The sequence below is a fragment of the Candidatus Contubernalis alkalaceticus genome, assembly GCF_022558445.1.
Taxonomy (GTDB): domain Bacteria; phylum Bacillota; class Dethiobacteria; order SKNC01; family SKNC01; genus Contubernalis; species Contubernalis alkaliaceticus.
On record NZ_CP054699.1, the window covers coordinates 1,872,076 to 1,892,670 of the forward strand.

Annotated in this window: 19 protein-coding genes; 6 read left to right on the plus strand and 13 right to left on the minus strand. The window is 42.0% G+C overall.

What is annotated here, in order from left to right; genetic code table 11:
- Position 1: 1 nt before the first annotated feature.
- The 11 genes from HUE98_RS09310 to HUE98_RS09360 all read right to left on the minus strand — a co-directional run bounded on the left by HUE98_RS09310 (position 2) and on the right by HUE98_RS09360 (position 12,498).
- Entirely contained in the window at positions 2-1,852 is a 1,851-nt protein-coding gene (locus tag HUE98_RS09310; protein ID WP_241420387.1) for an ABC-F family ATP-binding cassette domain-containing protein, read from the minus strand.
- A 66-nt stretch (positions 1,853-1,918) separates the two neighbouring features.
- Positions 1,919-3,196, minus strand: coding sequence for a coproporphyrinogen-III oxidase family protein (locus HUE98_RS09315; RefSeq protein ID WP_241420388.1), 1,278 nt, complete (start codon positions 3,194-3,196; stop codon positions 1,919-1,921).
- Between the two features lie 520 nt (positions 3,197-3,716).
- Entirely contained in the window at positions 3,717-4,820 is a 1,104-nt protein-coding gene (locus tag HUE98_RS09320; protein WP_241420389.1) for a hypothetical protein, read from the minus strand.
- Positions 4,807-5,340 carry an RNA polymerase sigma factor gene (locus HUE98_RS09325; RefSeq protein ID WP_241420390.1) on the minus strand — a complete coding sequence of 178 codons (534 nt, stop codon included), beginning with the start codon at positions 5,338-5,340 and terminating at the stop codon, positions 4,807-4,809. The genes HUE98_RS09320 and HUE98_RS09325 overlap by 14 nt, the downstream gene beginning before the upstream one ends.
- Positions 5,341-5,863: 523 nt before the next feature.
- Positions 5,864-6,661: an ABC transporter permease subunit gene (locus tag HUE98_RS09330; RefSeq protein WP_241420391.1), complete on the minus strand. Its 798-nt coding sequence runs from the start codon at positions 6,659-6,661 to the stop codon at positions 5,864-5,866.
- Positions 6,662-7,543: an ABC transporter ATP-binding protein gene (locus tag HUE98_RS09335; protein WP_241420392.1), complete on the minus strand. Its 882-nt coding sequence runs from the start codon at positions 7,541-7,543 to the stop codon at positions 6,662-6,664. It abuts the gene before it with no gap.
- Between the two features lie 363 nt (positions 7,544-7,906).
- On the minus strand, positions 7,907-8,404 hold the full coding sequence (locus tag HUE98_RS09340; protein WP_241420393.1) for a HyaD/HybD family hydrogenase maturation endopeptidase: 498 nt from the start codon (positions 8,402-8,404) through the stop codon (positions 7,907-7,909).
- A 32-nt stretch (positions 8,405-8,436) separates the two neighbouring features.
- Positions 8,437-9,312 carry a methylenetetrahydrofolate reductase gene (locus HUE98_RS09345; protein WP_241420394.1) on the minus strand — a complete coding sequence of 292 codons (876 nt, stop codon included), beginning with the start codon at positions 9,310-9,312 and terminating at the stop codon, positions 8,437-8,439.
- Position 9,313: 1 nt separating this feature from the next.
- Positions 9,314-9,997, minus strand: a complete 684-nt coding sequence (locus HUE98_RS09350; RefSeq protein ID WP_241420395.1) for a methylenetetrahydrofolate reductase C-terminal domain-containing protein — start codon at positions 9,995-9,997, stop codon at positions 9,314-9,316.
- Positions 9,998-10,027: 30 nt separating this feature from the next.
- The gene (locus HUE98_RS09355) at positions 10,028-11,593 is read right to left on the minus strand and encodes a nickel-dependent hydrogenase large subunit (protein ID WP_241420396.1); all 1,566 of its coding nucleotides are present in this window, start codon (positions 11,591-11,593) and stop codon (positions 10,028-10,030) included.
- Positions 11,594-11,622: 29 nt separating this feature from the next.
- Positions 11,623-12,498, minus strand: coding sequence for a hydrogenase small subunit (locus HUE98_RS09360; protein WP_241420397.1), 876 nt, complete (start codon positions 12,496-12,498; stop codon positions 11,623-11,625).
- A gap of 597 nt (positions 12,499-13,095) precedes the next feature.
- Here HUE98_RS09360 and hypA point away from each other — a divergent pair.
- The 6 genes from hypA (at position 13,096) to hypE (ending at position 18,982) form a co-directional block, all read left to right on the plus strand.
- Positions 13,096-13,437 (plus strand): hydrogenase maturation nickel metallochaperone HypA, encoded by a 342-nt coding sequence (hypA, locus tag HUE98_RS09365; protein ID WP_241420398.1) that lies wholly within the window; start codon positions 13,096-13,098, stop codon positions 13,435-13,437.
- 167 nt (positions 13,438-13,604) lie between these two features.
- Positions 13,605-14,273 carry a hydrogenase nickel incorporation protein HypB gene (hypB, locus tag HUE98_RS09370; protein WP_241420399.1) on the plus strand — a complete coding sequence of 223 codons (669 nt, stop codon included), beginning with the start codon at positions 13,605-13,607 and terminating at the stop codon, positions 14,271-14,273.
- Positions 14,225-16,600, plus strand: a complete 2,376-nt coding sequence (hypF, locus tag HUE98_RS09375; protein ID WP_241420400.1) for a carbamoyltransferase HypF — start codon at positions 14,225-14,227, stop codon at positions 16,598-16,600. Before hypB ends, hypF begins: the two co-directional genes overlap by 49 nt.
- On the plus strand, positions 16,563-16,796 hold the full coding sequence (locus tag HUE98_RS09380; RefSeq protein ID WP_241420401.1) for a HypC/HybG/HupF family hydrogenase formation chaperone: 234 nt from the start codon (positions 16,563-16,565) through the stop codon (positions 16,794-16,796). The genes hypF and HUE98_RS09380 overlap by 38 nt, the downstream gene beginning before the upstream one ends.
- 18 nt (positions 16,797-16,814) lie before the next feature.
- A complete protein-coding gene (gene hypD, locus HUE98_RS09385; protein ID WP_241420402.1) occupies positions 16,815-17,960 on the plus strand; it encodes a hydrogenase formation protein HypD in 1,146 nt (381 codons plus the stop codon).
- 11 nt (positions 17,961-17,971) lie between these two features.
- Positions 17,972-18,982 (plus strand): hydrogenase expression/formation protein HypE, encoded by a 1,011-nt coding sequence (hypE, locus tag HUE98_RS09390; protein ID WP_241420403.1) that lies wholly within the window; start codon positions 17,972-17,974, stop codon positions 18,980-18,982.
- A gap of 195 nt (positions 18,983-19,177) precedes the next feature.
- Here the strand turns inward: hypE and HUE98_RS09395 are convergent, their stop codons facing one another.
- Together HUE98_RS09395 and HUE98_RS09400 are read right to left on the minus strand one after the other, a co-directional pair.
- Positions 19,178-19,624, minus strand: a complete 447-nt coding sequence (locus tag HUE98_RS09395) for a DUF6773 family protein (RefSeq protein WP_241420404.1) — start codon at positions 19,622-19,624, stop codon at positions 19,178-19,180.
- A 1-nt stretch (position 19,625) separates the two neighbouring features.
- Positions 19,626-19,826 carry a helix-turn-helix transcriptional regulator gene (locus HUE98_RS09400; RefSeq protein WP_318036490.1) on the minus strand — a complete coding sequence of 67 codons (201 nt, stop codon included), beginning with the start codon at positions 19,824-19,826 and terminating at the stop codon, positions 19,626-19,628.
- Positions 19,827-20,595 lie beyond the last annotated feature (769 nt).

Genomic DNA, 20,595 nt, shown 5'->3' on the forward strand with positions numbered 1-20,595 from the left:
TTTATTCCTCCCTCAGCGATGCAGCTCTTAAAATAGATGCAATTCTTTCTGCCAAATCGTTAAGATATATCCAATGATCCATTTTTAAAGCTAATGTTTTTTCTAAGTCTTCTTTCTGTGTCAATAATTCCACTAGCCTGGGATAGTTACTGGCTTCGCTTTGAATGGCCTTCTCTAATACCTTAAGCTGTTCTTCAAGATCAGCAATAACACCTTCTATTTCTTCATATTCCAATTTTTCTTTGTAGGTAAATTTCATTTTTCTTTGCTTCCAAGGGTTTTCAGCTGGAGAGATATTTTCACTTCTTTTGTCTTTTTCGTTGTTCTTGCATTGATTTATTGCTGCTTCCTGTTTCTTTTGTTCAGCTTGTGCTGTACAGTTCTCTAAATAATCGCTATAACCGCCCACATATTGTTTTAAGGTTCCGTCACTTTGAAACTCAAAAATCCGATCAACCACCTTATCTAAGAAATAGCGATCATGGGATACGACTAGCACAGCTCCATTGAAGTTTTCCAAATAATCTTCTAGGATCACCAGGGTTTCAATATCCAGATCATTGGAAGGTTCATCCATCAGTAAAACATTAGGAGCATCCATGAGCACCCTCAGTAAAAATAATCTTCTCCTCTCTCCTCCGGAGAGTTTATCAATGCGATTCCACTGTAAATCCGCTGGAAAAAGAAACTTCTCCAACATCTGTGATGCAGAAAAAGTGCCTTTTACGGTTTCTATGTTTTCAGCAATTCCTCGGATATAGTCGATCACCCTTAAAGAAGTGTCCATTTCTTCATTTTCTTGTGAAAAATATCCAAGTTTAACAGTATCGCCAATAACTACCGTCCCATGGTCAGGGAAGACCTCACCAGTAATCATCTTCAATAAGGTGGACTTGCCACACCCATTTTTACCGATGATCCCTATTCTTGCATCCCGCAGAAAGATATAGCTAAAGTCAGAAATTAACTGCTTTACCCCAAAGCTTTTAGATATGCTGTTAATCTCTACGGTTTTTTTGCCAAGGCGAGTTGTCACTGAGCTAAGGTTCAGTTTCTCACCCGTCGTAGGCTTTTCCCTTGCACTTAATTTTTCAAACCGGTCTATACGTTCTTTACTTTTCGTGCCCCGGGCTCTCGCCCCACGCTTAATCCATTCCAATTCTGTTCTATACAAACTCTTATTCTTCCGTTCTGTGCTGATTTCCATTTCCTCTCGCCTGGCTTTCAGCTCCATATATTGTGAATAGTTTGCTTGATAATTGTAGAGGTTTGCCTTGCTAATTTCGACGATTCGATTGGTGATTCTATCCAAAAAATAGCGATCATGGGTAACCATTAAAATGGCGCCCGGATACTTTATGAGATAATTCTCAAGCCATAAGACCATGTAGTTATCCAAGTGGTTGGTCGGCTCATCTAGTATAAGAATTTCACATGGTTTAATCAGGGCACTGGCTATGGCTACCTTTTTTTTCTCTCCCCCAGATAAACGGCTCACATCTGTATAAAATTCTGTAATACCCAGTCTGGTTAAAATCGATTTCGCCTCATACTCCTTTAGCTCTATAATTTCGGTGGAAACACCTTTAAATACCTCCTCCAATACGGTCATTTTTTCGCCGTAAATAGGGTTTTGTGGTAAATAGCCTGTCACTGTTCCGGCAGCCTTGCTAATCTTTCCACTGTCAGGCTGCTCAAGTTCTGCCATGATCTTCAAAAGGGTAGATTTGCCGGTGCCATTAATTCCGATCACCCCGACTTTATCCACTTTACTTAAATGTAAGGTAAGATCTTTGAGCAGCATTTTTTCACCATAGCTTTTGGTAATTTTTTCTGCAGATAATAAGTTCAAAGAAACCGCACCTCTCACAATTGTTTGGCCTTACTTAATTAGAAAGCAAGATTTTTTTAAATAACCTTAGATACTGATTTTTTCCGGATAGGGTTCTTCTCGGGCGGCAGTCCAAACTTTGTTAATATAATTCAATGAAAAGTAATTCTGCATCAGGTGCAGCCAGAAAGCACCTCGCTCATTCAACGTAATCTTGTTCTCATCTTCATCCGCCATTCTTAGGACACTTATTAGCCCTAACAACAGCTTTAATTTTGCATTGTCTTCTCCAAATAGCTCATAAAGCTGTATTTTAGGAATATGGGTGTCATACAGTCGCCAGTAAAGCCAGTAGTAGATGGTCAGTAATTCAGTAAAGTCAATGCTCATAACCACAGGAAGATGCCCAGAAGTACATCTGTTTATATATTCTGGAACTGAAAATGTATTCAAGAAAAAGCAACCCGGGATATGGGACCCGGCACCGGCACCCAGCCCAATATAGTGGTCCCTGGTTACTGAAGAATACCTGGGAGCTTCCCCCCGCATAAAACCCCATACTGAAACCCGTCGAAATCCTTGATTTAGAAAAAATGAATGAAGGGCGCGGTACATTTTCCTTCTGACAGCAAAGTTTGGCATTTTAACTTTCTTAAGTTTTTGATATTGGCCTATGGTGGAATAGGGAAAGGAAAAAAGAGGATACGCGGTGACCTGATTTACACCAGATGCCACCGCTCTTTCCAGGTCACGCTCTAATTGGGGCAAAGTCTGCCCGGGTAGGGCAAACATCAGATCAAGATTTATAGATTTAAAATCCGAGGACAGCAGCATTTCTATGGTGTAATTCAGAATATCGCAGTGATAACTTCTTCCCAACAGTTGAAGGTAACGGTCATTGAAACTCTGAACTCCCAAGCTGACCATGTCAACCCCATAATCATTTAAACTATTGATTATATTTTGATTGAGATCCCCGGGATTTGTTTCCACACAGATATCACCGGTTACATTGAATCTTTCTCGGATTTTATCCAGAACCGTTCCTAGTTCATTAATCAGGGTTGTGGGGGTACCTCCACCGATATAAATGGAGGTGATCTCAAGTCTTCCAAAACGATTATAGTATTGTTCAATTTCTGAGAGCAGAGAACTTACATACGGGCCAACCCACTTTTTATCGTACTTTATCTTATTATACGGGCAGTAAGGGCAGATATTTTTGCAAAAAGGGATGTGTAGATAAAGGCCTGTCTCATTAATCGAAACGAAATCTATATCTCTTGTGGCTTTAAAAGAAAAATCCTGGTCCTTACCCACCAGGTAACTTCGAACAACCCTGGTAGTGAAATTTATCAGCCCCATTACTCACCAGTCCTTAACAGATTAAACAGTGTAATTGATTTATCCACCGTAACCTTTAGATTTTAATCTTTATCTTAAAAAATCTAGAACTTTTGCAATAAAGTTTTCTGCTGTATATGCATCACATCCCAGCTTGCTGAAACGAGTTCACTAATCAATTCAAGAAATATTCTACAAATCCTTCCCTAAATACTAAGTAAGGGAATAACTCAAGCCAGACCCCTCCCGAAGACACAGGGGGACGTACCCCATTTGTCAAGCATTTGTCACGTTTATCCAAATCATTTATCTTTTTTTTATCCAGGACAACAGTTTTTTGCATGTTCCGCTTCCATACCGCCCAAAAAGAGTGCTGCCAGGTTGGAATGAAAACATTTATAACGGCAATCAGCTCTGCTGCCCCAAGGGAAAGTTCATTTACTTTTCGAAATAGATGGGAGCAAAAACAACCACGGGAGTTTAAATCCCATGGTTGTAGTATTTAATATGGACTTACTCCGCCAGTGGCGGGCGGTCCGGTTCAGTTTAACAGCCATACACTACAGAAAATTAAGCCCTCAGCATCTTTTGAGCATAAAATAGCAGTCCGTTCCCCATCCGCCTCGGCAATACTTACTAGTTTGGGTGTCTGATCTTCTGCAAAAAAAACATCTGGATTAAAAGCAATTTTATGGTTTTTATATTCATAACAGGCCAGGCCGTCTTCATCATAAGTAACTTCTTTAAGAGATTCACGCACCATCACAGCGTTAGCCAGCTCGTCATCCCAATCAAAAATTTTTTCTTCGCTACTCCCTGAATCCTCTGTATTATCCCATAATTGCTGCAAATATTTTTCAGCTTTATCAGGATCCGCCTTTGTTATATCCAGCGGCAAATCAAAAAGAGCGTTGGCTCCTTCGTAATCTTCGTTAAGGCTGATTTCACCGGTTTCCTCATTATAGTTAAACGCATTTATATCATAAAAATTACTGCTGCTTATAGCAAGATAAACCCCTCTATCGGCAAATATTTCTACTCCGTCGCAATCAATCAACCTATACATAACTCCATCAATTACGAATTCACTATATCCGCCGTTCATGGACGCTATATTAAATTGCCAAGGATTTTGGCCCTTGATCAGCGGAGACACAAAAAACGAAACCTCGTCATACTCCTCATCTTGGATATCAGTCATTTTACTACCGTCTTGCTTGGCGATTGAAACTACAGCATAAGTTCTATCGGGGGATATCTCCTGCCCGGAGACAGCAAAGTCAGTTAGACCTTGCCCTGAAACAATACCATGCAAAGTAAAGTTATATCCGCCGGAAACAACCAATTCGTTAACTTCAACAGCATCTTGCCCATCAAAAGCTTGGGCTAGGGTTTGATCGCCAAGGTGCTCAGCTACTTGCTTTGAGTTGAGAAGATGTATTGCTGCAAAAACAGTAACGAACATGGCAAAGATAAGTGAAGTAGCAATCAGTGCCGCTGGAAACATTTTTTTAGGAACCTTGTTTCTCATTTTATTCCTCTCCTTTAATCGATTTATAATCTTTCGGTTTAATTCTTCACTGGGCTCAACTGTCGGAGAAAGAGATTGCTTTAACAATTGATCAAAATCATCAAAAGTTTTCATACTCATGAACCTCCAAAATTTTTTTCAAGATTTTCCGGGCCTTATGCAACCTGCTTTTTACCGTTCCCTGCGGAATCTTCAGAACCGAGGCAATATCGTTAACGGACATTTCTGCAACATAGTACATATACAAAGGAATTTTTAATTTATTGGTTAGTGTATCCGCAGCAGCTTGAAGCATCACCCATTGTTCATTATATATGACGATTTCCTCCGGGGTTGATTCTTCCATGAAAATCCAATGATTACTTACATTTTCCTTTAGTTCCTTTGTCGGTGCTATTCTTTGCCGCCAGGCAAATTTGCGGCATTTATTTTTCCATAACCCTAAAGCAATGGAAATGAGAAACCCCTTAGGATTGCTGTTATTATCAATTTTATGGCACAGTTCCATCGCTTTTAGAAATGTTTCTTGGTACAGGTCATCCGCATCGGGACCGTTCTTTTCAAGCTTGTAACAAAACCTATAGATATATTTTCCGTGTACAATAACAAGATCGCTTAATTCTGTAATATCCAAGGAGCTTCTCCTTTCCACAATATTTCCTCTAGAATGGCCATTCACTTATATATTGTCATGGCACGTAAAAAAGTTCATTTTACAAATAAATTTTTCCTGCAAAAAAAGAAGCTCTTATCTAACAACCCACCGCTATACCGGTTACACTTTTTTTTCTTTGCTAAAAGACACAAATTTTATCTCTTTTTTTTAGGGTATAAGACCCCCACCTCTAAGCGTTAGCGTAGGTGGGGCTTTTAATCAGGTGGAGTAGAGTCTCCACCTGATTCCCCGATGTTTCAGCTTGCTGAAACGAGTTCACTGATAAGATACTCCCTTTATTAATTTAATGGCAAATCTTAAATTATCTTAATAATTATGTCAACCATGAAATGCAATACAAAAATGCGGCGTATCCTGTTTGAATACACCGCTGTTTGATTTATAAATTTTAAATTTGACCCATTTTTATCAGACATCTTATTTTATGAGATAATTCTCAAGCTATAAGACCATGTCGTTATCCAAGTGGTTGGTCGGCTCATCAAATAGTAATGTCCCGGCGGTTATAGAGGAGATAGGTGGCACTCATGGCCAAGGCAGAAACCATAAGCAAAATCAACGTGTGCAGAGGATTAATCCTTCCGTTCACAATGATGTCCGCGGCGTCCATGTAATAAAAAGGTGATACATAGCGAAGAAATTCTACCTTATCTGACAGGGTTGCCATTATATTAATAAAATAAATCAGCAAGACTAAACCTATTCCCACCGAATAGGCAGATTTTCTGCGGGTAAAAAATAGTGATAATAAAAACCCAACACTGGCAAAGGACAGATGAGCTAGAAAAGGGGCGACTATAAGCCTGAGCAGTTCTATGCGGGAATATTCTTCGGCAAAGATCTCAAACCCGATAAAAGTCACCACCCCGACCCCGGCATTAAAGGCCAGCAGATAACCTACATAGGCCAGTAACTTGCTGGTTACCACATGATTGCGGGTAACGGGTTTGGCCAGTAAAAATTCTATGGTTTTTTCATCCTCTTCTTTGGACAGCATGGAAGAACTTAAAATCACAGCAAACATGCTTCCAAAGAGAATTATCATTAAATAAGCTTCCAGAGCAAACCAACCCATGGCATCGCCCAAACTCAGTTTATCCATCCCAAAGGCCTTCATAAACCCTTCGGGATAAACAGAAAAGAGTTCTTCCATTTGGGCAGCATCAGCAGCGAAAGAGGGATAAATAGCCATCATCAAGAAACTGAGGAGCGCCAATGCAATCCCCCAAATAATAAGGGATCGGCGGTTAGATTTTAACTCTCGCAGCAGGATATTCATCTAGTATTCCTCCTTCTCGTAGTAGTGCATGAATACCTCATCCAAAGTGGGCTCCTCCAACCAAAGGCCATTAAGCTGATAACGTCCCAACTCCCGAACCAATTGGTTGACATCGCCATTAAAAAACAGATGAAGGGTGCGGTTTTCTTGATGGGAATTCAGGATCCCCGGAATGTTCAGCTTTGGTATGGTTTCAGCAAAATTGATGCGGACGTTGCGAAACTGGTTGTTTCGCAGGGCATCCATATCTTCAACCTTGAGAATGCGGCCTTCTTTAATGATGGCCACCCGATGGCACAGTCTTTGCACTTCACTGAGTACATGAGATGAGAAGAAGATTGTAGTACCTTTTTTGTTTTCCTCCTGCAGACGGGTAAAGAAACGTTTCTGCATAAGTGGATCAAGACCGCCGGTGGGCTCATCTAAAATAAGTAGTTTTGGCTCATGAAGTAAAGCCTGGATAATAGCCACCTTTTTTTTGTTGCCCAAGGAAAGAGAGTGAATACTTTTTTTGATGTCTAAATCAAATAATTCCACCAATTCCTCCAGGTTTTTGGTGTAATCCTTTTTGTAAAAACGCCCAGAATAGTGGAGTAGTTCCCCTGCACTCATATCATCATAGTAATCCACTTCACCGGGCAGGTAACCTACTTGTCCTTTGATTTTTTTCGTTTCTTTAATAGCATCCAAACCCAACACCTTTGCAGTCCCGCTGGTAGGGAAGATAAAATTGAGCAGTGTACGGATCATGGTAGACTTGCCAGCGCCGTTAGGTCCGATAAAACCGAATATATCTCCTTCCTTTACCGTTAGGTCCACATCCACCATGCCTCGGGATTTACCGTAATACTTAGTCAGGGCCCTGGTTTCAATAGCGTTCAATAGCCTTTCCCCCTTTGTTTAGCCATATGATCTAAACTCCCTTTTCTTCATCATAATTTATATTGATTGCTTAAGTCAATTATATATGTAAATTAAGCCATCTGCGGTGAACTACCGATAGTAGTTTTTTTCATAAAACTCGCTCCCAATTGCAATGCATAGTATTATTTTAGCATTAAATTTATTTGTATACACCTTCTTTTTGTATATGCATGTTTCTTTTAAGAAAATGACTATAGAAGAATTAATGATTTCTGGCGAGCTTTATGGTTTTAAAAAAAGCATTTGGAAAACATGGTTAAAATCGCAAATTACTTGGGAAGAAAAGATTCATAAAAAAAGCCGGTATTTCACCGGCTTTTTTTATAATTCTATTTCCTGTATAACGATTTCTATCACTTTGTCTACTACGGCCTCCAACTCCGGACTAATTTTCAGGCTGTATTCTTTATAATTTTTTGGAGTGATTCCAATAATAATCATTTCCGCGTTGTTGCCTAATATCCGGGAAAGTTTAATGGTTTCCGCCAGACCAATTTGGTGCATGGAGCTGATGGTAAAGGTATTGATTTCCTCCAGGTCCAGGGAAGTCATCCTGTAAACAGTGCCCGGAGGATCTTCTGTGTCAACACAGTCGATAACTATAATTTTCTTTTTATCTTTCATGTAAGGAATGAGGTCAAGCCCTGCTGTTCCTCCATCCAGCAGTTCGACGTTTTCCGGAAGGTCCAGGTTCTGCATTTTGTTTATAATTTGTACCCCTATTCCTTCATCAGCCATCAATATGTTGCCAACACCCAGCACCAAAATATTGCTGCCTGTGTTTTTTTGAGCCTGAATCTCAGAAGCATTATTTCCCATAAATGTTAGTCTCCCCTGTTTTTCTTGAGTTATTACAAAAGGCCGCTCTCTGCCAGGATTTCAGGCACTGCCTTTTCCCAACCAATGGCCATAACGTGTACCCCCTGGCACATATCTTTTAAGCCTTTAATCAGCTCAGCAGCAATCTTAATTCCTTCCTGTTCCTTGTTTTCTGCTTTGGCCATTCTTTCAATATAATGTTCAGGGACAAAAACTCCAGAAACAAATTTGTTCATATACTTGGCCATACCAGCATTTTTTAAGGGAATAATGCCCACCAGTACCGGAACATTGATGTGAGAAACCCGCTTCATGAATTTTTCGAATACATCAAAGTCGTAAACTGCCTGGGTTTGGAAGAACCTTGCTCCCAGTTCCGCTTTCTTTTCCATTTTGATGATTTGAAGTTCGTAGGAAGCTTCCGTATCGGCGCCAGGGTTTACCACGGCGCCGGCACAGAAATTGGGAACTCCAGTAAGTTCAAGACCGGAGAGGTCTTTTCCATCATTTAGGGTTTTTACCGTGGCCAGAAACTGCACGGAATCCAAATCGAATACTCCTTTGGCATGGGGGTGATCCCCCAGGGATTGGTAGTCACCGGTGAGTGAGAGCACATTGTTGATACCCAATGCAGCGGCGCTGAGCAGGTCTGATTGAATAGCAATCCGGTTCCTGTCCCGGTTGGTCATCTGTAGGACAGCCTCCAGCCCATTCTCCTGGAGCAGGTGGCTGGTAACCAGTGGGCCCAACCTCAAAACGGAACTCTGCTGGTCTGTCACATTAGCTGCATGAACCTTTCCTTTTAATAAATGCGCTACTTCAACAATTTCATGAGTGTCGCAACCTTTTAACGGTCCCATTTCGCAAGTTATGGTAAATTTATCCAGAGACTCCTGAAATGACATCATATTAAGCACCCCCTTCTTCGGTAAATTCAATATCATAAAGGGTTGAATTAATTAATTTGCTTGGAACATGGAACTTTGCATAGTCTTTGGGCGGAATATAAACCTTCAGCTTATCCAGCTGATTTAGCTCTTTAAGACGTTTGTAAATTAGCTCCCAACCACAGTCCATTTCCGGGGTTACTTCACATTTCCCTTTGGAAGCTCCGCCGCAAGCCCCGTTTAAGAGACTCTTGGAACACTTGGTAATGGGGCAGATTCCCCCGGTATAATCAAGTACGCAGTCTCCACATTCTCTGCACCGCTCAAAACTGACCCACTTACCCCGCTGATCACCCAAAGAGATAGTATTACACAGGGGGCGGCAGTACTTATTGATAGAACTGGCAGAAGCCTGTACGCCTATGCCGCAGGAGGCTACCAATACTGAATCAGCTGCCATTACTTGGTCGGTAAGGGGAGCCAGCCTGGACTTTATCAGGGTTTTTTGACAAAGAAAGTCCACGGTTGTAAATCCAGTAACCTCTTTGCCTTCAGCTTCCAATTTGACCTTCATTTCTTTCACATCAGCCATTCCGCCGGTTCCGCTGGACTCGGCACAGCCCTTACATCCCAGCAGGAATACTTTATTATCATTTTTTAAAAAATCTAGAATTTCTTCCATTGGCTTAAATTCAGATAATAACATTCTACACCCCTCCTTTTTCAGGAATTTACTTTAAGTTATGCGGAACCGGGATAAATCCCGGCCTTTGGGTGATACGATATGGACTGCACAGGCTATACACGGGTCAAAGGAACGAACAATTCTGACCAGTTCAAAGGGATTATCATTATCTTTTACCGGTGTTCCTATTAATGCCTGTTCAATTGGTCCAGGAACTCCCTGGTCGTCTTTAGGTGAAGCGTTCCAGGTGGTAGGAACAACGCAGTGGTAGTTGGCGATTTTTTTATCTTTAATTTCAATAAAGTGTCCCAGGGCTCCACGAGTTGCTTCCGTCAGGCCCATTCCGGTTCCTTCATCGGGAATTTCATACTGTATATTAACCGGCTCGCCGGGTTTTACACCCAGTGCCCAGTTAACCATGTTATCTGCAGTGAGTTTAGTGTGAAGAGCCCTGGCCAGGTGCCTTCCCAGAACAGAGAAGAGAACTTCAGGTCCTGCATTCAATTTAGCTAAGTATGCATCTACCAGATCTTTTACCTGCGCCTGTCCCCTGGTGTAGTTTACCAGGATCGTGGACAGAGGGCCTACCTCATAAACCTTTCCGTCGTAGCGGGGAGCTTTCAGCCATGAGTAAGCTTCTTCTTTTTGATAATCTACCTTTGTTTCTCCCTGGGAAGGATGTTTCCCTGAGGTAGAATCAGCATACCAGGAATATTTAACCTGTTCGGAAATTTTTGAGGGGTCCAATTCCTGGTGGACCAGGTCGGCGGAGGTGGTTCCATGTCCATAGAAACGTTCCCGTTTCAACTGGTCCGCCTGTCCGTCCTCCAGGTCATAGCTGCCGTAGCACATGTAATTTTTACATCCGGCACCAATGCCAAAGTAGTCGCTGTATGCCTGGGCTACCGCTACCACATCGGGCAGGTATACATTATCAACAAAATCCTTTAATTCATTAAGCATCCAGATAAAAGCAGCGATCTTATCTACGCTGGGAAGTTCAACGGCTCCTCCTGGTACCACACCGCAGCCGTGGGGCATCTTGCCATTAAAAATGGCCACAGCCTCTTGTCCTTTGCGCCTCATCTCCAGGGCTTTCACATAGTGGCCCACAACTTCCTGGGTTATATCGGCAGGAAGCCGGTAGTCCCCTTCATAGCGGGGGAGAAATGGTCCCAGTTCTCCCCGGGCAACAAAATCCTTAATAGAGTTTATAACAGGGTCACTACCTTCGTATTTGGCAACCTGGGCCACATCCACATAGTCCAGGGCTGCCAGGTGGTAAAAATGCAGAATATGGTCCTGAACATCACACATACCTTGAATCAGGTTTCGGACAATTCTTCCATTGGTAGGAACCTGGTCGGCAATACCAAAAGCGCTGTCCAGGTTGGTTACCGCTGCAATGGCGTGGGGTGTTGGACAGACTCCACAAATTCTCTGGGTGATTACCTGTGCATCCCGGGGATCCCTTCCTTTTAAAATCAGCTCCAATCCTCTAAAAAGCATTCCGGAACTCTTCGCTTCTTTTACTACTCCATCTTCAACAATGGTTTCTATTTTCAGGTGTCCTTCAATCCTGGTTACAGGATCAATATTAATTTTTACACTTCCCATAAATTACCCTCCTTTCCGTTGCAATTAATTTATTCTTCACCGATGTTAGGTAGGTCATCATCTTTAATTTTTTCAAAAAACGGAGAACCTAAGTCGGGAAATTCCGGCTGTGTGCAGGCGCTGCAGGGAGCCCCGCTGCCAATACACCAGTTTTTACCGTTGTTCCACATCCGGGTAGGACAGTCGGCATAAGCGATGGGCCCACGGCATCCTATTTCATAAAGGCACTCGGGATCTCCCTGTTTTTTGGCGAATTTGCCTTCATCAAAGTAAGCCCTGCGGGGGCAGTTTTCATGAATCAAGTCTTTAAAGAAAAGCAGCGGACGGCCAAAATCATCAAAAGCTTCAGGTCCGGGTATACCGTATATAACTACCTGGGCTACCACTCCTACAAACCAATCCGGGTGGGGGGGGCATCCGGCTATATTGATAACCGGGGTGTTGATCCCATTCTGTTTAAAAACATCCATAACCGATTTACAACCTGTGGGGTTTGGATCTCCCGCGGGCAGTCCTCCAAAGGCTGCACAGGTTCCTACCGCTAATACGGCCAAAGCATTTTCTCCTAAAGTTTTTACTCGTTCTAACATGGAGACTGGTTTTCCATCTTTTTCTCCCACCGCTCCATATACTGCATCTTCTGCAGTGGGGACGGCTCCTTCAACCACTAAAATATATTTTCCTTTTTCCTGTACGGTTTTTTCCAGCAGTTCTATCACCTGTTCACCGGCACCGCCCATAACATTGGGGTGAACCCGTAAGCTGACATGTTTACCTGGAATCAGTTCGTCGATCAGGATGTTTTTAATAGTAGGGCTGGCTGTGTTGAGGAGGGATATGGAACAGCCGGTACATGCTGCGGCCTGCAGCCAAATCACAGGATATTCTGTTACTTCCTTGGACATTAGTTTCGCCTCCTTTAGCTTAATGTAATATTGGATGTTTAAGATTTTTTTATCCCGGGCATCACATCCTTATTTATATCTGGTGCATAAACACCGAAGAATAAAAACATATTATTTACAAATTTGCTTAATTATGTTAACATGGTATATAAATCACAAAATATGTTACTATAGTCACAACCAGAATGAAAAAAATACTAAAATAATATCAACAAAAATAAAAGCAGTTTATGTATAATACGACAAAATATAACAGCATGTGACAAAAATAACAGCTTCAAGGAAATTTTTTTAAATCAAACATACTTCTCTTTCAACCTATTCTTAATTCCTGCTATACACTAATATATAATAATATATAATAGGTACTAGACTAATATGGGTATATAGTTAATATATGTTAATTGAATTATTCACTTTAATTTTTAAGAATCCTTTTTCATAATGTAAAAATATTATTTTGCTGAAATAATATTGTTTATCATAATAGTGAAAAATTTAAATTTAAATGCTTAGAAAGCCATCATCAAATAAGAAAAAAGAGCTTTATCCCGGAGATTTCAACTCTTAAACTAATTTATAAGGTAAGGTGGAATTATGCATGAGCTGGCCCTGGTAAAAGGCATGCTGGAGGCAGTGCTGGAACAGGCGGAAACGCATAAAATTAAAAAAATAGAAAAAATAAAAATTGTTGTGGGAAAAATGACCTCAGCAATGCCTGAAGCACTACAGTTTGCTTTTGAGGTACTGAGCAGGGATACTCCTGCCCAGGGGGCGGTTCTGGAAATTGAAATCAGGCCCATAAAGCTTTCCTGTCAGGATTGTCATTTGTTGTTTAGGCCCAAGGGCTTAAAATATAGCTGTCCTGAATGTGCCGGCAGCAGGACTGAGATAGTACAAGGTAGAGAGCTGTCTGTGGAATATATTGAAGGTGAGTGAACTCGTTTCAGCAAGCTGAAACATCGGGGAATCAGGTGGAGACTCTACTCCACCTGATTATAAGCCCCACCTACGCTAACGCTTAGAGGTGGGGGTCTTATACCCTAAAAAAAAGAGATAAATTATAATTAAGTCTGCATATTTACAAATATAAGGAGGCGGTTCTTGTGAAAGTGTTTATGGCCCAGGATTTATTAAAAGTCAATACTGGTATGGCTGAGAGAAATCGGGGCATTTTTTCCCGTAATAACATTTTAACCATCAACTTAATCAGTTCACCGGGGGCAGGAAAAACTACTCTCCTGGAGAAGATGCTGGATGCGCTGGCTGGGGAAATGAATATTGCAGTCATTGAAGGAGATATTTATACCAGTCGGGATGCGGAGCGATTGGAAAATAAAAACGTTGAGGTCATACAGATTAATACCGCCGGTGCCTGCCACCTGGATGCGGGTATGATAGGCGGGGTATTGAAGGAACTTCCCCTGGAAAACCTGGATATGATTGTGATAGAAAATGTGGGCAACCTGGTCTGCCCTGCAGAGTTCGACCTGGGTGAAGATTTTAAGATTGCGGTTTTAAGTGTCAGCGAAGGCAGTGATAAGCCGGCAAAATATCCCCTGATTTTCAGACAGTCAAGGGGCTGTATTATTAATAAAATTGACCTTATACCTTATACAGACTTTCAACTGGAACAAGTAATTGATGAAATTAAGGATATTAACGGTAGTCTGGAGGTATTTCCTGCTTCTGCTACAAAAGGAGATGGAATGGGAGAGTGGATTGCATGGATCAGGGATATGCAAAAAGCAAAAAACAGCTCTGTTGGCGAATAACTGTTAAAGGAATTGTACAGGGAGTAGGTTTTCGCCCTTATGTTTATAACCTGGCTTTAAAACACGGCCTTATTGGGACTGTTTTAAATTCCACTCTCGGAGTGATCATAGAAATTTTGGGGGAGGAAAACAAAGTTGAAGGATTTTATAACGATTTGTTAAACAAGCCTCCCCGCCTTTCGGTGATTAGACATATTACCAGGGAAGTAATACCCCAAAAATGTTTTAAAGGGTTTACCATTTTGACCAGCCAAAAGGAATCCCGGAGAGAAGCCCTGGTTCCACCGGACGTGGGCTGCTGCCAGGAATGTAAGCAGGATATGCTGAATCCAAAGGACCGACATTACCTCTATCCCTTTACCAACTGTACCAACTGCGGACCCCGGTTTACCCTGATTAAAGATGTACCCTATGACCGGGACAAAACCTCTATGGAGCCTTTCCCCATGTGCGATGAATGTTACCGGGATTACCATGAACCAACAGACAGAAGGTTTCATGCTCAACCCATTGCCTGTTCCCGATGCGGCCCGGAGGTAGCACTGGTGGATGAAAAAGGCTGTGATGTTCCGGGGAACTGGCTGGACAATTTTTGGAAGTTCATGGGGGAAGGAATGGTTATTGCGATAAAGAGTTTAGGCGGTTTTCACCTGGCCTGTGACGCCCACAGCCGGAAGGCCCTGGCTGCCTTGAGAAAAAGAAAAAACCGGCCGTTTAAGCCCTTTGCGGTAATGGCCAGGGATTTAGACACAATTAAAACATACTGTTTTCTGGGAGAACAGGAGGAGGAACTTCTCCTGTCTCCGGAAGCGCCCATTGTAATCTTAAAAAAGAGAAAAAGGGATCTGTTTGAAGACATTGCTCCAAATTTGAAAACTCTAGGAATTATGCTGCCTTATACCCCCCTCCACTTTTTACTTTTTAACGGCCCCTTTGAACTACTGGTTATGACCAGCGCTAACTTAAAAGACCTGCCTTTAACCCGGGACAATGAAAAAGCTCTGATAGAACTGAAGGAAACTGCCGATTATTTTTTATGGCACAACCGGGACATAGTCAACCGCTGTGACGATTCCCTGATGACAGTAATAAAAGATAAGCCGCAGATGTACCGGCGGTCCAGGGGGTATGTTCCCAAGCCCATAGTTATTCCCATCCCACAGGGGGTCAGGGAAAACACCAACACGGGCAAAGAAGAAAAAAAAGAAGTGGTGCTGGCCCTGGGCAGTGAAATGAAGAATACTTTCTGCCTTATGAGGGGTGAGCAGGCATTTCTCAGCCAGTATATCGGAGAAATGGATTCCGTGGAATCTGAAGAGCACTTCCTTGCCAGTCTGGAGCACTTTAAAAGATTTTTTCAGCTGGAGCCCAAAATCCTGGCTTACGATATGCATCCTCACTACTGGACGACCAGGATGGCCGGGGAAATACCGGCGGAAGAAAAATTTTCAGTACAGCATCACCACGCCCACATGGCTAGCTGTATGGCAGAAAATGGTCTAAATGAGCCGGTAATTGGGATAATCCTTGACGGCACCGGATACGGACTGGATGGAAAAATGTGGGGTTTTGAATTTTTTACCGGGGATTATCTGGATTTTCAGAGGGAAATTCACCTGTCATACCTGCCGCTGCCCGGTGGAGAAATGGCTGTGAAGCAGCCCTGGAGAGCTGCTGTGTCATATCTCATTACCTGCCTGGGGGAGAAGGGAAAAACTATTGCCCGGGAGAGGTTTATAGATAAAGGGAAAGAACTGGAAGCCATCGTTATTCTTTTGGAAAAAAATTTTAACTGTCCCCCGGCCTCCAGCTGCGGCCGATTTTTCGATGCAGTTTCTGCATTTTTAGGAGTTTGCGAAACAAGCAGTTATGAAGGTCAGGCAGCAATTGAACTAGGGGAGTTAGTTTTAGACAGGAAACTTTGTAAATGTACAGAAATAGAACCCTATCCCTTCACTATTGAAGGGGGAATTATAGATCCGGCTTCTACCTGGAAGGCTTTGGTGGAGGATTTTCAGAGTCATAAGGAGAAAGATTTAGCAGCCCGCCGTTTTCATGATACGCTGGTGTCTATTATAGAAAAAGCAGTATTGATAATCAGTGAAAGAAGTGCAATAAAAAAAGTAGTTTTTAGCGGAGGAGCCTGGCATAACCAGTATCTCCTGATCCGCTCTGAAGAATTATTGAATAAGCTGGGATTTGAGGTATTTACTCATCAAAATGTGCCGCCTAACGATGGAGGAATTTCCCTGGGGCAGGCGGTTATCACTTACTGGAGGTGGCTAAATCATGTGTCTGGGAGTTCCGGCAAAAGTTATGATGATTAATGATGAAAACCGAACTGCTCTGGTTGACTCCTTTGGGGTGTCCCGCTGGGTGGGAATTACCCTGGTTCCCGATGTAAAAGAGGATGATTATGTTCTTATTCATGCGGGATATGCCCTGGAAAAAATTGATCTTCAGGATGCAGAGGGGAGAATAAAAATCTGGGAAGAAATGTTAACCTTAGAAGAGGAATTGTAAATTGGGAGGGGCACAATAATGGCCAGGTGGATTTTAAAACAGGAGAAAGAAGAAAGGGCCAGTCTTTTGAAGTTCAGAGACCGGCAGCTTTCCTGCCAGCTGCTTCAGGAAATTAAACTCAAAGGAAAGTGTTTGAAAGAAAAGCTGGGAAGACGGCCGGTATTCATGGAGGTTTGTGGGACCCATACAGTAGCTTTTTCCAAGACAGGATTGAGAAAAGCCCTGGAGGAAATAGTAGATTTAAGGAGCGGCCCCGGATGTCCTGTATGTGTTACCGATCAAGAGGACATTGACCGCATGATTCAGTTAAGTTCTCTAGAAAATGTAGTGCTGGGAACTTTTGGCGATATGGTGAGAGTCCCGGGAAGCCGTACTTCCCTGGAACAGGAGAAAGCCCGGGGAGCCTGGGTAAAAATATTTTATTCTCCTTCCGATGCAGTGCAGTGGGCCTTGAGAAACCCAGGGAAACAGATGATTTTTTTGGGAATAGGATTTGAAACCACGGCTCCGGTGGTGGCTTTAAGTATACGGGAAGCAGAGGATTTAGGAGTAAAGAATTATTCCGTATACTCTGTTCATAAGCTGGTGATACCTGCCTTGAGAGCTCTACTGAATGACAAGGGTCCGGGTGTAGATGGTTTTATTCTTCCCGGTCATGTCAGTGCAGTTATTGGAAGAAAAGCCTTTGGCTTTTTAGCCCAGGAATTTAATATTCCAGGGGTTATTGCAGGGTTTGAACCCATGGACCTGTTGGGGGCGCTGGAAAACTTGATTTATCAGATGGACCGGGGAGAATGCCGGATAGATAATGAATACAGCCGGTTGGTCCGTGAAGAAGGAAACAAAACTGCCCAGACAGTAATCCGGGAGTTCTTTGATACTGCAGAAGGTTCCTGGAGAGGACTGGGGAAAATACCTGCCAGTTCCCTGGTTTTGCAGGATAATTTGCAAAAATACGATGCTTTGAAACGCTTTCCCGTAGAAATATCCAGGCCGTTTAATAAAGAGGGATGCCGTTGTGGAGAGGTGCTTACAGGCAAAATAGTTCCTACATTCTGCGGTATGTTTGGGAAGGAATGCACTCCTTCCCGGCCGGTTGGCCCCTGTATGGTATCTTCCGAAGGTGCCTGTTCCGCTTATTTTCACTATGATTTTAGAGAATAGAGGGTGATTTTTTGTCGGACATAATTATTCTTTCCCATGGAGATGGAGGTATTTTAACCCATAACCTGGTAAACGATATTTTCTTGAAATATTTTAAAAATCCTTATTTAATCCAGCTGACAGATTCTGTTTTTTTAAATTTCCCTGGTGAAGGGAAGGGAATTGTGGTGTCAACAGATTCCTTTGTGGTATCTCCAATCTTTTTTCCAGGGGGAGATATTGGAAAACTGGCGGTCTGCGGAACGGTTAATGATTTAGCAGTAAGTGGAGCCCGGCCCCTATTTTTAACGGTGGGGTTTATTCTAGAAGAAGGGCTTCTCCTTTCGGAACTGGAAGAAGTTGTGGTATCCATGGCCCGGACTGCTGAAGAAGCAGGGGTGGTTATCGTAGCCGGTGACACTAAGGTGGTAGAGAAAGGTCATGGGGATAAAATATTTATTAATACTACCGGAATCGGAACGTCAGAAGAAGAAGCTGTCCTGGGCTATGAAGCTGTAAAGCCGGGAGATAAAATCGTTATTAACGGTACTTTAGGAGACCACGGCCTGACAGTGCTGACCCGACGTCAGGAACTGGGTTTGGGAGAAGGGCTGCAGAGTGACTGCGCTCCATTAAATGGCATTATCCAGAAGGCTTTAAAAGAAATTAAAGGGATAAAAATAATGCGGGACCCCACCCGGGGAGGGCTGGCTACCACGTTAAAGGAAATCGCGGTATTTTCAAGGTTGGATTTTACAATTTTTGAAGAGCAGGTTCCCGTAGCAGAGGAGGTAAGAAGCACAGCGGAAATGCTGGGTCTAGATCCCCTTTACCTGGCTAATGAAGGAAAATTTATTACCATTGTGGAAAGCGCCCAGGCAGATGCTCTTGTTCAACTGCTGAGAGAGGACCCCCTTGGCAAGGAAGCTCAAATCATAGGTAAAGTGGAAGATGGAAGTGGGAAAGTATATCTTAAGACCTTTTTCGGGGGAACTAAATACCTGCACTACCTGGCAGGCACCCCTCTACCCCGCATTTGCTAGCTTTGACAACGGTAAAAAATTCTTAAAATTAAAGGGGAAAACCCTGCTGCTGTTGCAATTATCAACAATGTCATTAACCCCTTTGGCAGCCATGCTGACAATGCCTAATTGCGGCATTGTCAGCCCTTTTAGAGGTGTAAAACGTCTTGGCTGCAAAGATTCTATGATTCATCTTCTCTTAAATATCTGAAGATTTTATTCTGAATCATTCTTGTTTTGGATCCTTTTTATTACGATGGTTGTTACTGCAATTACAATAGCAACACCAGCCGTAATAAACAAAATAGGTGCAGCCATTTCATCAATCTGATTTGGATTGCTAAAACTTGCATTCTTTAAAAGAACCAAAATGGCTGCAGAAACCACAATAGCTAACATCATTGTTAGAAGCACTTTCAAGAATGGTTTTTCTTCTTCTGCAGACGGTCCTACAAAGGCGTTTGCTAATATTAACCGTACAACAAAAGTTCCAGAGCATATGGTTAAAATTATCATTACGTTCGCCGGATAATTAACCCATCTAAATCCATAACCATGAAGACCCGCATCAAGCATCAACAAATAAAGAAGCATAAGAAATGCTTGATTACCAATTTTATTTTTTCTTTGCATTTGCATTTCGTCTAAACCTTTTTTATTCAAGTCATTCATCCTCCCAGAATAAATCATTTAATGATTTGTCCAATACTTTGCATATTGAGATACATAAATTAATCGTTGGATTATAATCTCCTTTTTCAATTGCATTAATCGTTTGCCTGGTAACACCTACAGCATCGGCGATATCTTTTTGAGACATATCCTTTGCCGCTCGTGCAGACTTCAGTCTTAAATTTTTACTCAATATATCACCCCACATCTTACCTGACTACCTGCTTTTCTAAACTAATAGTAATATATTCTTGGCACTATGTCAATTATATTTTACTTAATATCTTATTTATTTTATATTACATGCTCCTGAAATAAATACTACTCTGATATCAATATTAACTCAGGCTTCATTTCTTCCATTTGAGTTTCTTGGGCCACTGCCATTTTAATCAGTTACCGTGAAAATTTCTGCCTTGCGAATATGTGATAAAAAATCTCGATAAGTTTTCCTTAAACTGTTATTAACGCCTCAGTTCCTCTGCTTTTTTCAAATTACCTGGGATAGGATGAGTCCGATAATATAGAATAATTGAATATTTGATTAACCCGTAACGTCAAAAAAAAAAGCCCTTTGTATCAAGGACTTTTCATTGGAATAACAAATTCTTTTTTATCACCTGCTTGGTGGAAACCTTAAATCTGACGGTCTCCCAGTTACTCCCATGAGGGGTCTGACCTCAAAAATTCTGAACGTCTGACGGTTAAGGAAACTTGGAATGACTGTCTGAAACATGCTAGAAACCATCACCAGCGAACAGGCTGTTGAATTAACTTAAGTGAACTTCGTTAGTAACCTAGGAGATTCTGGAAGACCGAACCTGGAAGAATCTTTCTCCCGGGCATTAGCTGACTTTCAAATCTATTTATCAATAAAAAATAGTTGACATTCAAGGTACGTCCCCCTTTGTCCCTCCACGACCTGGATAGTTTATATGCAGTAGCATTTAAAAAAAGGAATT